The organism is Mesorhizobium sp. M8A.F.Ca.ET.207.01.1.1 (assembly GCF_004794715.1).
Lineage (GTDB): Bacteria > Pseudomonadota > Alphaproteobacteria > Rhizobiales > Rhizobiaceae > Mesorhizobium.
This window is the reverse complement of sequence record NZ_SRUS01000008.1, coordinates 56440-70404: the sequence shown is the minus strand read 5'-3', so window position 1 is coordinate 70404 and position 13965 is coordinate 56440. Positions and strand designations below refer to the sequence as shown.

The 13965-nt window shown below is 64.6% G+C and carries 11 protein-coding genes; all 11 read right to left on the bottom strand.

Going from position 1 to position 13965, the window contains the following annotated elements; all coding sequences use genetic code 11:
* Positions 1–31: 31 nt before the first annotated feature.
* Positions 32–1339, bottom strand: a complete 1308-nt coding sequence (ftsA, locus tag EN850_RS23130) for a cell division protein FtsA (RefSeq protein ID WP_010910249.1) — start codon at positions 1337–1339, stop codon at positions 32–34.
* Positions 1336–2277: a cell division protein FtsQ/DivIB gene (locus tag EN850_RS23125; protein WP_136092326.1), complete on the bottom strand. Its 942-nt coding sequence runs from the start codon at positions 2275–2277 to the stop codon at positions 1336–1338. The genes ftsA and EN850_RS23125 overlap by 4 nt, the downstream gene beginning before the upstream one ends.
* Positions 2265–3191 carry a D-alanine--D-alanine ligase gene (locus tag EN850_RS23120; RefSeq protein WP_127280468.1) on the bottom strand — a complete coding sequence of 309 codons (927 nt, stop codon included), beginning with the start codon at positions 3189–3191 and terminating at the stop codon, positions 2265–2267. Before EN850_RS23120 ends, EN850_RS23125 begins: the two co-directional genes overlap by 13 nt.
* Before the next feature lie 676 nt (positions 3192–3867).
* Positions 3868–4833, bottom strand: a complete 966-nt coding sequence (gene murB, locus EN850_RS23115; protein ID WP_136092325.1) for a UDP-N-acetylmuramate dehydrogenase — start codon at positions 4831–4833, stop codon at positions 3868–3870.
* Complete coding sequence (murC, locus tag EN850_RS23110; RefSeq protein ID WP_127871689.1) at positions 4830–6230, bottom strand: UDP-N-acetylmuramate--L-alanine ligase; 1401 nt, start codon at positions 6228–6230, stop codon at positions 4830–4832. The genes murB and murC overlap by 4 nt, the downstream gene beginning before the upstream one ends.
* Positions 6227–7354 carry an undecaprenyldiphospho-muramoylpentapeptide beta-N-acetylglucosaminyltransferase gene (gene murG, locus EN850_RS23105; protein ID WP_136092324.1) on the bottom strand — a complete coding sequence of 376 codons (1128 nt, stop codon included), beginning with the start codon at positions 7352–7354 and terminating at the stop codon, positions 6227–6229. Before murG ends, murC begins: the two co-directional genes overlap by 4 nt.
* 1 nt (position 7355) lies before the next feature.
* Complete coding sequence (gene ftsW, locus EN850_RS23100; protein ID WP_127275791.1) at positions 7356–8507, bottom strand: putative lipid II flippase FtsW; 1152 nt, start codon at positions 8505–8507, stop codon at positions 7356–7358.
* Positions 8507–9907: a UDP-N-acetylmuramoyl-L-alanine--D-glutamate ligase gene (gene murD, locus EN850_RS23095; RefSeq protein WP_135866372.1), complete on the bottom strand. Its 1401-nt coding sequence runs from the start codon at positions 9905–9907 to the stop codon at positions 8507–8509. The genes ftsW and murD overlap by 1 nt, the downstream gene beginning before the upstream one ends.
* 8 nt (positions 9908–9915) lie before the next feature.
* A complete protein-coding gene (mraY, locus tag EN850_RS23090; protein WP_015317207.1) occupies positions 9916–10998 on the bottom strand; it encodes a phospho-N-acetylmuramoyl-pentapeptide-transferase in 1083 nt (360 codons plus the stop codon).
* Between the two features lie 17 nt (positions 10999–11015).
* Positions 11016–12488 carry a UDP-N-acetylmuramoylalanyl-D-glutamyl-2,6-diaminopimelate--D-alanyl-D-alanine ligase gene (locus EN850_RS23085; protein ID WP_136092323.1) on the bottom strand — a complete coding sequence of 491 codons (1473 nt, stop codon included), beginning with the start codon at positions 12486–12488 and terminating at the stop codon, positions 11016–11018.
* A complete protein-coding gene (locus EN850_RS23080) occupies positions 12485–13939 on the bottom strand; it encodes a UDP-N-acetylmuramoyl-L-alanyl-D-glutamate--2,6-diaminopimelate ligase (RefSeq protein ID WP_136092322.1) in 1455 nt (484 codons plus the stop codon). The genes EN850_RS23085 and EN850_RS23080 overlap by 4 nt, the downstream gene beginning before the upstream one ends.
* Positions 13940–13965: the final 26 nt, after the last annotated feature.

Genomic DNA, 13965 nt, shown 5'->3' with positions numbered 1-13965 from the left:
CCGCGGCCGCCTATGGGGCTGTCCCCGTCAATTAGAAACTGTCTCTCAACCACTGACTCATGCGATGCAGTTTTCCGCCCGTTCCGGTCATCCTGAGACCGGAAATACCTTTCGCCGGATGGCTCTCGAAGCTCGCCATCTGCGGATAGATCAGAAGCCCGACTGCGGCCGAGAAAGCCGGGCCTTTCGCTGCTTCTGGCAGGCCCGCCACGCCGAGCGGGCGGCCGATGCGCACATTGCGCCCCAGGATGCGGCGTGCCGCCTCGGGCAGGCCGGCCAGTTGGCTGGCGCCGCCGGTGAGCACGACGCGCTTGCCGACCGCATTGCCGTAGCCGGATTTGTTGAGCCGGTCGCGCAGGAGTTCGAGCGTCTCGTCGATGCGGGCGCGCACGATGCGCGTCATCACCGAACGCGGGATCTGCAGCGGCACGTCGCCATCGTCGCCGATCGGCTGGATCGAGACCAGATCGCGGTCGTCGGCGCTGCCCGGCAGCGCCGAGCCGTGCATCACCTTCAGCCGCTCGGCGGCATCGAGCGACGTCGAAAGCCCCTTGGCCATGTCGAGCGTCACATGATTGCCACCGATGGCGATGGCGTCGCCATGGACGAACTTGCCTTCCGAAAACACCGAGATCGTCGTCGTGCCGCCGCCCATGTCGATGCAGGCGGCTCCGAGTTCGAGCTCGTCGTCGACGAGTGCCGCCAGCCCGCTGGCATAGGGCGTCGCCACCATGCGCTCGACCGACAGGTGCGAACGGTTGATGGAGAGCTCCAGATTGCGCATCGGCGCCGCATCACCGGTCAGCACATGCATGTCGACGCCAAGCGCATCGCCCACCATGCCGCGCGGATCGCGCACGCCGCGCTCCGCATCGAGCGAGAAGCCGACGGGCAGCGAGTGGATCACCTCGCGTTCGGCCTTCAGCGCCTGCTTGGCGCCGGCGCCGAGCACGCGCTTGATATCGGCTTCGTCGGCCTCGTGGCCGCCGAGGTTGATGGTGGCCGAAAAGGCTTCGCTCTTCAGTCGTCCGGCGGTCATGTTGACGATCAGCGAATCGACCGTCAGCCCGGCCATGCGCTCGGCGGCGTCGACGGAGAGGCGAATGGCATGCTCGGCGCGGTCGAGATCGACGACGACGCCCGACTTCACGCCTTGCGATTTCTGATGACCGATGCCGATCACCTGGATCCGGTGCGAGCGGCCGCGCAGAAGCTTGCCATCATCGTTCGGCTTCAGCTTGGCCACCATGCAACAGACCTTGTTCGAGCCGACATCCAGCACCGTCAGGGTGCCGGACCGGCGCGACGAGGCATCGCCAGAACCGCCAAGCCAGCTCATATCTTCGTCTCCGGCTTGCGCTTGAGGGTTTTCGGCTTCTCGTTGAGCGCGGCCTCGCGCTGCGTCGCCGCCTGCGGCGTCAGCTCCACGACCAGCCGGTCTGTTAGGCGCATGTCGACAGCGGCGATATCGCGCGACAACAGCCCCTTGTCATGGTCCATCTTGACGAGTTCGGCGAGCGCCTGGTCCTCGTCGTCTTCGGGCAGCTTGACGGTGATGCCGTTGTCCAACTTGAGGTCCCAGCGCCGCTCGCCGACGCGGACATAGCCTTTGATGCGGCTGGCGAGGTCGGGATATTGCTCGATCTTGGCCAGGAAATCAGGCGCCTTGGCCGGCGCGCCGGTGCCGATCAACAGCGGCAGGAGCACCTGCTTGCCGCCCGAGAACGGCGCGATGACGGCGCCATCCTTTTCGATGACGGAGAGATCATCGCCCTGCTGCCAGAGCGCGAAGGCTTCGCGCTCCTCGACGCGCACTTCCAGCGTGTGCGGATAGACCTTGCGCACCGCGGCAATCTCGATCCACGGCAAGGTAGCGATGCGCTCCCGCGCGGCCTCGGCATCGAAGCCGATCAGCGACGTCCAGCCATCGAGCTCGAGCCGGTCGAGAATGTCGATCTCGGAAGTCTGACGGTTGCCGACCACCTTGACCTGATCGACTGCGAAGCCGGTGCGGGCGGTGATGCTTTGAATGATGCCGTCGGCATGACCGCCAAGATAGGCGCCATAGGCCCCGCTCGAAGCCAGCAGCACCGACGACATGATCGCGGCGGAGAAGCGCGGCGCCTGAAATTCACCATCACCCAGGCGCGTCAGGATGCGCATCGGGCGGCGAAGCACGCGCGGCAGAACGAAATGGTCCAACGACAATGGCAGGCCGAACAGCGACGGCCCGGCCGCGCCCCTCACCTTGCCCTGTCCCCATTTCAACGCAGACACGAAGCGTCCTCCACCATCCAACTCAACAGTTCACCAAACGAATGCCCGGCATGGGCGGCAATTTCAGGCACCAGAGACGTCGGCGTCATGCCCGGCTGAGTATTGACCTCGAGCCATACAACCTCGCCATTTTCGGAGTGACGATCGTCATAACGGAAGTCCGACCGGGAAACGCCCCGACAGCCGACAGCTTGGTGAGCCTTGAGCGCCAGTGTCTGTATTTTTTGGTAAATATTCGGTGAAACTTTTGCGGGGCATTCGTGTTTTGATCCGCCCGCGACATATTTTGAATCATAGTCGTAGAAGGAATGGCCCGTCGGGATGATCTCGCAGACGCCGAGCGCCACGTCTCCCATGACGGCGCAGGTCAGTTCGCGCCCATGGATGTAGCGCTCGACCATGACGGTATCGCCATATTTCCACTCGGACGACCCGATGACCTGCGGCGGATGCGACTGCCCCTCCGAGACGATGACGACACCGAAGCTCGACCCTTCGCTGACCGGCTTGACCACATAGGGCGGCTTCATCGGATGCTTGTTCTGGATGGAGAAACGATTGGCGACCTTTGATTCGGCGACAGGCACGCCGACCGATTTGACGATCTTCTTCGCCTGCTCCTTGTTCATGGCGAGCGCCGAGGCGAGCACGCCGGAATGGGTGTAGGCAATGCCGAGATATTCGAGGATGCCCTGGATGGTACCATCCTCGCCAAAAGGCCCATGCAGCGCATTGAAGGCGACATCGGGCTTGAGCTCGGCGAGCACCGAACCGACGTCGCGCCCGACATCGACACGGGTAACCTGATAGCCTTCCTGCTCGAGCGCATCTGCACAGGCCTTTCCAGAAGACAGGGACACGGGCCGCTCGGACGAGAAACCTCCCAGCAATACGGCCACATGCTTGTTCTTCATTCCCCGTCATCCCCTCTCACGGCGGACTAAAAACCCAAGGATTTCCGCAACATTGAGTCCGAGTCTCCCGGCAGGTTGCCCCCCAGACGGAAAACGCGGGTAACGCGTCGAACGACTCAAATCAGGAAACGCTTTAGGGCAGAGAATCAGAGAGTTGATTCCCTGGCAAGTGCTTATGATTCCGAGGGATTCACTTTGTGAGAAAACGGATGCGAAAACCGTCTCGCTGAGTCTTTGCGGCAACCATTCACGGCGTTTCTATCCCGTTGAAGTTCACGCATCACGTGAACTTCAACAGCGGCTAGCCAATTCCTCGGCACAGGAGTTCTGACGGATCGACTGAGCCTGCGTTGATTGACGGCATGCCTTGGCGATTAGCCGAAGCGCCAATCACTTCGTCATCCTATGGCGGAGCAAGGAGCGAAGCGACGCGGCGCAGACCATAGGATCCATGCCGCGACCGCGAAGCGTTACGGCGGTGCAGAATTCTGCTCCGCTGCACTCCACGGCCAAGGTCACGGAATGGATCCTCGGGTCTCCGCGACGGAGCTTCGCTCCTGCTCCGCCCGTGGATGACGAAGTCGGAGAGACATCTGCCAATCTCCAAGGCCTGCAATAGCTCGAACGATGGGCGGCTCCGGCCGGCAGACCAGCAACTCGCCAAATCCGCTGTGCCTTAAAGCAACTGGCCCAGGAACTCCTGCACGGCATGTCCGGAACGGAAATTGCCGATGCGCTTGATCTCCCACTGCAGCCGGATGCCCGAATGCTCGAGCACCCGCGCGCGCACCGTCTCGCCGAGATATTCGAGGTCGTAGCCGGTCGCGGTTCCGGTATTGATCATGAAGTTGCAGTGCATCGGCGACATCTGCGCACCGCCGATCATCAGGCCGCGGCAACCCGCCTTGTCGATTTCCTTCCAGGCCGAGGTGCCTTCCGGATTCTTGAAGGTCGAGCCGCCCGTCTTCTCGCGGATCGGCTGCACGGTCTCGCGGTGGTTCTGCACCGCGTCCATCGCCGTCTTGATCACCGCCCTGTCCTCGGCAAAGCCTTCGAAGACGGCCGAGGTGAAGATCAGCCCGGCGGGCGCCGCCGAATGGCGATAGGCATAGCCCATCTCGGCATTGCTCAGCGTCAGGGCGTTGCCCCTGCGGTCGAGCGCCCGCACCTCGACGACGCGTTCGCGCGTCTCGACGCCATTGGCGCCGGCATTCATCCTGAGCGCGCCGCCGACGGCGCCCGGAATGCCGTGATAGAAATGGAAGCCGCCAATGCCGGCCTCGAGCGCCACCGCCGCCACACGCTTGTCGGGCGCGGCGGCGCCTGCCCTGATCCTGATCGGGGAAATGACTTCGGCCTCGCCAAAGCCCTTGGCGGAAAGCCTGACGACGAAACCCGGAATGCCGCCGTCGCGGACCAGAAGGTTCGAGCCGACACCGACAATCGTCAGGGGGATCTCTTCGGGAACCGCCTTGAGGAACGCCGCGAGGTCCTCCTCGTCGGCCGGCTGGAACAGTGCCTCGGCAAGGCCGCCTGCCCGGAACCAGGTGATCTTGTCCATCTCGGCATTCGGCGTCATGCGGCCGCGCAGGCCGGCCAGCCGGTCGCCAAGTCTGTCGATCAGGGCCTGGCCGTTCATCATGAGGCGGCGAGCTCCTTCGGCAGCGCATAGGCCCATTGGGTAATATTGCCGGCGCCCAGGAAGACGACGAAGTCGCCGGGCTTGGCGATGTCGCGGATGACAGGCGCGATATCGGCCGGCCCCTCGATGTAGCGCGCGTCGCGATGGCCGCCGGCACGTATGCGCGACACCAGCGCGTCCGAGGTCACGCCGTCGATCGGCTCTTCGCCGGCGGCGTAGACCGGCGCCACCATCACCGTGTCGGCATCGTTGAAACAGGCGGAGAACTCGTTGAACAGATCGTGCAGCCGGGTGAAGCGGTGCGGCTGGGCAATGGCGATGACACGCCCATTGGTCGCGCTGCGCGCCGCCTTCAGCACCGCCGAGATTTCGACCGGGTGATGGCCGTAGTCGTCGAACACGTCGACACCGTTCCAGGATCCGGTATGGGTGAAGCGGCGCTTGACGCCGGCGAAGGACGACAGGCCCTTCTTGATTGCCTCGGCCGACAGGCCGAGTTCGTGCGCGACCGCGATCGCGGCCGTCGCGTTGGACACATTGTGGCGGCCAGGCATCGGCAGGCGCAGGCCCGCTATCGTCGTCTGGCCGCGCCCCTTGCGGTCGCGGATGATCACGTCGAACTCCGAGGTCGCTCCCGCCATGCGGTGGTTGGTGAAGCGCACGTCGGCCTGAGCGTTCTCGCCATAGGTGATGACGCGCCGGTCCTCGATGCGCCCGACCAGCGCCTGCACTTCCGGGTGATCGGTGCACATCACGCCGAAACCATAGAAAGGTACGTTCTCGACGAACTGGCGGAACGCTTCGCGCACATTGTCGAAGTTGCCATAATGATCGAGATGCTCGGGATCGATGTTGGTGACGACGGCGATGTCGGCAGGCAGCTTGAGGAAGGTGCCGTCGCTTTCGTCGGCTTCGACCACCATCCACTCGCCGTCGCCCATGCGCGCATTGGTGCCATAGGCATTGATGATGCCGCCATTGATGACGGTCGGGTCGAGCCCACCGGCTTCGAGCAGCGTCGCCACCATCGAGGTCGTCGTCGTCTTGCCATGCGTGCCGCCGATGGCGACAGCCTGGCGGAAACGCATCAGCTCGGCCAGCATCTCGGCGCGGCGGACAATGGGTAGCAATTTCTCCCGCGCGGCCTTCAGTTCCGGATTCGACTTCTTGATCGCCGTCGAGACGACGATGACCTCGGCATCACCGAGATTCTCGGCCTTGTGGCCGACGAAGCATTCGATGCCCTTGTCGCGCAGCCGCTGCACATTGGCGCTGTCCGCCTGGTCGGATCCTTGCACCTTGTAGCCGAGATTGTGCAGCACCTCGGCGATGCCGCTCATGCCGATGCCGCCAATGCCGATGAAATGCACGAGGCCGATGGTCTGCGGCATCTTCATGGGTGCGTCCCCTTCCTGAAATCCGATACTGTTTTGCGGGACGCAATAGCCTCTGTGAGATCGGCGAGCAACCGTGCCGCGTCCGGCCTGCCGACCGATTTGGCCGCGGCGGCCATCGTCGCGAGCCGCTCCGGTTGGTCCACCAGGGCGCCGAGCAGTGCCGCGATGCGCTCGGGCGAAAGTGACGATTGCACATGCACTTCGCCGCCGCCGGCGGTGGCAAGCGCCGCCGCATTGGCCGCCTGGTCGTGGTCGAGCGCAAATGGATAGGGCACCAGCAGTGCCGGCCGGCCGATGACGGCGATCTCCGAGACGGTGGAAGCGCCGGAGCGCGAGATCACCAGATGCGCCGCCGCAATGCGCGCCGCCATGTCGGTAAAGAACGGCGAGACCTCGACGGCGACGCCGAGCGCGGCATAGGCCGCCTTCACCCGCGCCACGTCGTCCGCGCGAGCTTGTTGGGTAATGACGAGGCGTCTGCGCTGTGCATCGGAAAGCAGCGCGACTGCCCCCGGCATGGCATCGGAAAAGAATTGCGCGCCCTGGCTGCCGCCGAACACCAGCAGGCGGAAAGGCTCATCCCCGGTTGAAGCCACGTAAGGTGTCCCGGCTGCTTCGAGCACCGCTGGCCTGACCGGATTGCCGGTCGTCACCGTCTTGGCGCCGGCCGCACTCTCATCTTGCGGCAGGAAGCCGCCGGCGATCGCATCGACGCGGCCGGCCAGCGCGCGGTTGGCGCGCCCCATCACCGCGTTCTGCTCATGGATCAGCGTCGGCACCTTGCGCCGCGTCGCCGCATAGAGCGGCGGCAGGGTCGGATAGCCGCCAAAGCCCACGACGGCCTCCGGCTTGATCCTGCCGATGACGGCGGAGGCCTGACGCACGCCGCTCCAGATTTTCCAGAAGGCGCCAAGCAGGGCGAAGGGATTTTTCGAGCCCAACGTCGCCGACTGGATCGGGTGAACGGCGGCTGCCGGGAAATGGCCGGCAAACCGCTCGGCGCGGGTGTCGGTCGCCAGATGCACCGCCCAGCCGCGCTCGATCAGTTCATGCGCCAGCGCTTCGGCTGGAAACAGATGTCCGCCGGTTCCGCCCGCCGCGAGAAGGATAACGCCTCTGGCCATGTCACTCCGCCGGCATGGCGCGCTGCGGCAGCGCAAAGCCCATCTGCTTGCGCTTTTCCGGCCGCTTGCGCGTCAGCGCCAGCACCATCCCCATCGAGATGGCGATGGCGATCTGGGAGGAGCCGCCATAGGAGATGAAGGGCAGCGTCATGCCCTTGGCCGGCACCAGCTGCAGGTTGACGCACATGTTGATGACGGCCTGCAGGCCGAACACGGTGACCAGGCCGCCGACCGCATAACGGGTGAAGTCGTCATGCTCCTTCAGCGCCGTGTTGAGACCGCGCAGCACGATGAAGGCGAAGATCGACATGATGAAGAAGCACATGATCAGCCCGAACTCCTCGCCCGCGACCGAGAAGACGAAGTCGGCATGGCTGTCGGGGATGACCCGCTTGACGGTGCCCTCGCCCGGCCCGACGCCGAACCAGCCGCCATTGATCAGCGCGTCACGCCCCATGTCGACCTGGAACGTGTCGCCTTCGCCGGTAAGGAACTTGTCGATGCGCAACGCGACGTGCGGAAACACCGTATAGGCGGCGAACACGCCGCCAACGCCGGCCGCGCCCAGCACGATGATCCACAGCCACGGCAGCCCGGCCATGAAGAACATGATGCCCCAGGTGCCGGTGGTCAGCATGGTCTGGCCGAGGTCCGGCTGCGCCACCAGCAGCGACACGACCAGCACCAGCAGCAGCATGGCGAACAGATTGCCGGGAATGTCGGGCTGGCGTTTGTGTTCGGCGAACAGCCAGGCGCACATGATGACGAAGGCCGGCTTGAGGAATTCCGACGGCTGGATCGAGAGGCCTGCGAGCGAGACCCAGCGCCGCGCGCCCTTCACCTCGACGCCGACATAGAGCACCGCCACCATCAGCACCAGCATGAGGCACAGCATGATCAGCGACATGCGCCGGATCTCTCTGGAATCGAGGAAGGAGACCGCCAACATCACGCCGAGCGCGGGCACGGTGAAGATGATCTGTCGGGTGGCGAAATGGAAACTGTCGAGGCCGATGCGTTCGGCGACCGCGGGACTTGCCGCGAAGGACAACACGATGCCGAGCCCCATCAGCGACAGGAACGCCGCCAGGAACCAGCGATCGATGGTCCACCACCAGGTTGCGACCGGACTTTTGTCGAGACGGCTCTGCATTATCGTGCCCCTCCGATGGGTTTGACGCCATCTATAGCGCTCGCAGCTTGCCTGAAGGCTTCGCCGCGGACCTCGAAATTCTTGAATTGGTCGAAACTGGCGCAGGCCGGCGACAACAGCACCACCGCCTCGCCGCTGTCGTCCTTGGCCGCGTCATGCGCGGCATGCTCGACCGCGGCCGCCAGCGTGCCCGAGATTTCGTAGGGCACGGCCTCGCCCAGCGTCGCCGAAAAGGCGGGGGCGGCCTCGCCGATCAGATAGGCCTTGGCGATGCGCGGGAAGAAGCCGCGCAACGGTTCGATGCCGCCCTCCTTGGGCAGACCGCCGGCGATCCAGTAGATGCGGCTGAAGCTGGACAGTGCGGGAGCAGCCGCATCGGCGTTGGTCGCCTTGGAATCGTTGACGAACAGGACATGGTCCTTGCGGCCGACCTGCTCCATGCGGTGGGCGAGGCCCGGGAAGCTTTCGAGCCCCGACTGGATCTCGCCGAGGTCGAGACCGACCTTGAGGCAGGCGGCGACGGCGGCCAGCGCGTTCTGCGCATTGTGCTGGCCGCGCAGCGAGCCGATGCCTTCGAGGAAGGCGACACGGCTGTAGCGGCCATGCACCGCTTCCATCAGGTTGGTGCCGTCGGCGAAATAGCCGTCGGTCAGCGGCAGCCGCTTGGAAATACGGATGACCTGCCGCCCCGCCCGCTCCAGCCGCTCGGCAATCTGAGCGCACCAGGAATCGTCGATGCCGATGATCGCAGTCTCGCTGCCCGCCACCAGCCGCTCCTTGATCGAGGCGTAGTGCTGCATGGTGCCGTGGCGGTCGAGATGGTCGGGCGTCAGGTTGAGCAGGATGCCGGCCGTCGGATTGATCGAGGGCGCAAGGTCGATCTGGTAGGACGAGCATTCGACCACATAATGCCGGTCGGGCGCCGGCGGATCGAGCGTCATCACGGCGCGGCCGATATTGCCGCCCATCTGCGTGTCGCGCCCGGAAGCTTGAAGGATATGCGCCGTCAGCGCCGTCGTCGTCGACTTGCCGTTGGTGCCGGTGATGGCGATGAAGGGAGCATCCGGAGCGCTGAGTGTCCTCTCCCGGCAGAAAAGCTCGATGTCGCCGATGACCTCAACCCCGGCGCCACGCGCGAGCTCCACCGTCCAGTGGGGCTTGGGATGGGTCAGCGGCACGCCCGGCGACAGCACGAAAGCTGAAAAGCCAGCCCAGTCAGCGCCACGCAGGTCGCCGGTTGCGATGCCGGTGGCGGCGGCCTTGGCGACGCTGTCGGGATTGTCGTCCCAGGCCAGCACTTGCGCACCGCCCTCGATCAGAGCGCGCGCCGTGGCGATCCCCGAGCCGCCGAGCCCGAAGAGCGAAACACGCTTGCCTGCGAAGGATGCGGCGGGGATCAAATGGCAGCCTATCTGAGCTTGAGGGTGGAGAGGCCGACCAGCGCCAGGATGACGGCGATGATCCAGAAGCGGATCACCACCTGGCTTTCGGTCCAGCCGAGCTTTTCGAAATGATGATGGATCGGCGCCATTAGGAACACGCGCTTGCCGGTCATCTTGAAGTAGCCGACCTGGATGATGACCGAGAGGATCTCGACCACGAACAAGCCGCCGACGATGACGAGCACGATCTCGTGCTTGGTGGCGACCGCGACCGTGCCGATCAGGCCACCCATGGCGAGCGACCCGGTATCACCCATGAAGATCGCCGCCGGCGGCGCGTTGAACCAGAGAAAGCCAAGGCCGGCGCCAATGACCGCGCCAAGCACGACCGCCAGTTCGCCGGTGCCGGGCACGAAATGGATCTGCAGGTATTCAGCGAAGACCGCGTTGCCCGAGAGATAGGCGATGACGCCGAAGGACGCCGCCGCGATCATGATCGGCACGATCGCCAGACCGTCGAGGCCGTCGGTCAGGTTCACCGCATTGCCGGCGCCGACGATGACGAAGCAGGAGAACGGGATGAAGAACCAGCCGAGGTTGATGATGAATTCCTTGGCGAAGGGGAATGTCAGTGACGACGAGAACGGCGCCTGGCCATTGTGCATGATCGCCCAGGCGGCGATACCGGCGATAACGAATTCCAACGCAAGCCGCGCCTTGCCGGAGAAGCCGAGATGCGACTGCTTGGTCACCTTCAGATAGTCGTCATAAAAGCCGATCGAGCCGAAGCCGAGTGTCACCAACAGCACCACCCAGACATAGATGCTGGACAGGTTCGCCCATAAAAGCGACGAGCCGATGATGCCGGACAGGATCATCAGTCCGCCCATGGTCGGCGTACCCGCCTTCTTGAAATGCGTCTGCGGCCCGTCGGCGCGGATCGGTTGGCCCTTGCCTTGCCTGAGCCGCAGCGAATTGATGATGGTCGGCCCGAAGATGAAGACGATCAGCGCCGAGGTGATCAGCGCCCCGCCAGTGCGGAACGTGATGTAGCGGAAGACATTGAAGACAGAGACCTTGTCCGCGAAATCGACCAGCAGTGTGAACATGCGCTTTCGTCCCCCGACTAGGTCTGGTTGCTGGTTGTCGTCTCGGCCGGGAATTTGCCCAGCAGCGCATCGACCAGTTTTGCAAAACCGATGCCCTTCGACGATTTGATCATCACCACGTCGCCCGGCCTTAGCGCGGCGAGCAGCACCGGCTTCAACTCCTCGACGCCGGCGCGGTATTCCGTCCTGATATCGTCCGGCAGCGCTTCCGCCAGCGACCGCATCTCCGGCCCGCCGAGAAAGACTGTCCGCGTGCCCGTGCCGACGATGAGATCGGCAAGGGCGGCATGCAGCTTTGCCGAATGGTCGCCGAGCTCCAGCATGTCGCCGAGCACCGCGATGCGTCTGCCCTCGCCTGTCACCGGCGTTGCGTTGAGCAGCGCCATGGCGGCCGCCATCGAGGCCGGATTGGCGTTGTAGCTCTCGTCGATCAGCGTGATTGGGCCACCGTGCATAGGGCTACCGGGCTGGCCCGAAGTCGGGCCACCGGGATGCCGCAGTACATGGCGCTTGCCGCGCCCGCGCTCGGCGGAGAGATCGGCCAGCGCCAATGCCACCTTGTCGAGATCGGCGCCGACCAGATGCGCGGCGCCTAGCACCGCCAGCACGTTCTGCACCATGTGCCGGCCAGGCGCTCCGATACGAGCGATCATATCGTGGCCGCTGATCCTGGCGGCGATGTCGGAATGGTCGGCATGCAACTCGCACTTGACCAGCTTGAACGTCGAGCGCGCATTCTCGCCGAAGCCATAGACATGCTCGACGCCGGCAGCTTGCGCCATCTTGTCCAGCAGCTTGAAACGCGCATCGTCGCGGTTGAGAACTGCGGCGCCCTCGGGTTCCAGCCCTTCAAAAATCTCGGCCTTGGCCCTGGCGATCTCGTCCAGATTGCGGAAGAAGCCGAGATGCGCGGCCGCGATCATGGTGACGATGGCGACATGCGGCCGCACCATCTTCACCAGCGGCCGGATCTCGCCGGGATGGTTCATGCCGATCTCGAACACGGCATAATCGCAGTCATCGGGCATGCGCGCCAGGGTCAGCGGCACGCCCCAATGGTTGTTGAACGACTGCGCCGAGGCATGCACCTTGCCGACGGCCGAAAGCACGTGGCGCAGCGCCTCCTTGGTGGTGGTCTTGCCCGCGGAACCGGTGACCGCGATGATCTTGGCCTGCGAGCGGGCGCGCGACGCGACACCGAGCTTTTCCAGCGCAACCAGAACGTCCTCGACGACGATGATCGGCGCGGTCAGCCGGCCAAGCGACGGCAGCTTGCCTTCTGCCACCACCAGCACGCCGGCGCCGGCCTTGATGGCCGCGGTGACGAAGTCATGGCCGTCCATCGTCTCGCCCTTGATGGCAAAGAAGGCGTCGCCCGGCTGCAGGCTGCGGCTGTCGATCGAAATGCCCGATATACCTTCGGGCATGGGGCCGAGCGGCCGCCCGTCCGTGGCGGCAACCAGCGCTTCCGAAGTCCACAGCAAACTCATGCGGCACGCTCCCTGAGCGCGGCGCGCACTTCCTCGTGGTCGGAGAAATGCAGGGTTTCCGAGCCGATCGTCTGGCCTTCCTCATGGCCCTTGCCGGCCACAATCAGCGTGTCGCCGGCATGCAGCATGCCGACAGCCTCGTGGATTGCCTTGCGCCGGTCACCGATTTCGATGGCGCCGGGCGCCGCGGCAAGAATGGCGGCGCGGATGCTTTCGGGCACTTCGGAGCGCGGATTGTCGTCGGTGACGATGACGACATCGGCGAGCCGGGTCGCGATCTCGCCCATGATCGGTCGTTTGCCCCGGTCACGGTCGCCGCCGCAGCCAAACACGACCATCACGCGACCGGTGGTGAACGGACGCACCGAGGCCAGCACATTCTCCAGCGCATCCGGCTTGTGGGCGTAATCGACATAGACCGGAGCCCCGCTCGCCGTGGTACCGACGAGGTCGAGCCTGCCCGGCGCGCCTTTCAATTTCTCCAATGCCGCCAAGGCCTTGGCGACAGGTGTTCCGGTGGAAATGGCAAGCCCCGCCGAAACCAGGGCATTGGCGATCTGGAAATCGCCGGCGAGCGGCAGGTCGATCTCGTGGATCACACCGTCGGCCTCGACCTCGGCACGCTGGCGATGACGCTCGTGCTCGACCCGCTTCAACCTGAGGAAATCGCCATGACGGCCGACCGTCAGCACGTCGAGCCCGGCGGCCCGAGCTGCCTTTATCGTGGGTTCCGACCAAGGATCGTCGGCGAAGACGATAGCCGGTGCGCCCTTCGGCAGCAGCGTGTCGAACAGGCGCAATTTGGCACGGTGATAATCCTCGACCGTCGGATGGTAATCCATGTGGTCGCGGCCGAGATTGGTGAAGCCGCCAGCCGAGAGCTTCACCCCATCGAGGCGGCGCTGGTCGAGCCCGTGGCTGGAGGCCTCAATCGAGGCGTGGCTAACGCCGGCATCCGCCAATTCCCGCAGCAACTGATGCAGGGCGACCGGATCGGGTGTCGTCAGTGAACCATATTCGTTGCGGCCAGGCGCGACCACGCCGGTGGTACCGATCGAGGCGGCAGCGTATCCCGCCTGCTCCCAGATCTGCCGGGTGAAGGCGGCGACCGACGTTTTGCCACTGGTACCGGTCACGGCGACCATGGTTTGCGGCTGCCTGCCGAAATAGCGGGCGGCACTCAACGCCAGTGCCAGGCGCGGATCATCGACCGCCAGCACCGGAACCGGCAAATCGGCCAGGCCACTGCCTTTGCCCGTGACGATCGCTGCAGCGCCACGTCGGGCCGCGTCGGCGGCGTAGCTCGCGCCATCGGCCTTGGTTCCGGCAAGCGCGAAAAAGACGACGCCGGGTTTCACCTGGCGGGAATCGGACGAGATGCCTGTAACCTCCAGATCGACGGAAGCTGTTCCTTCGACTGGCAGGATACCGGCTAGATCTTTGAGCTTCATCGAGTCCCGTTCACCGCAACAAAATA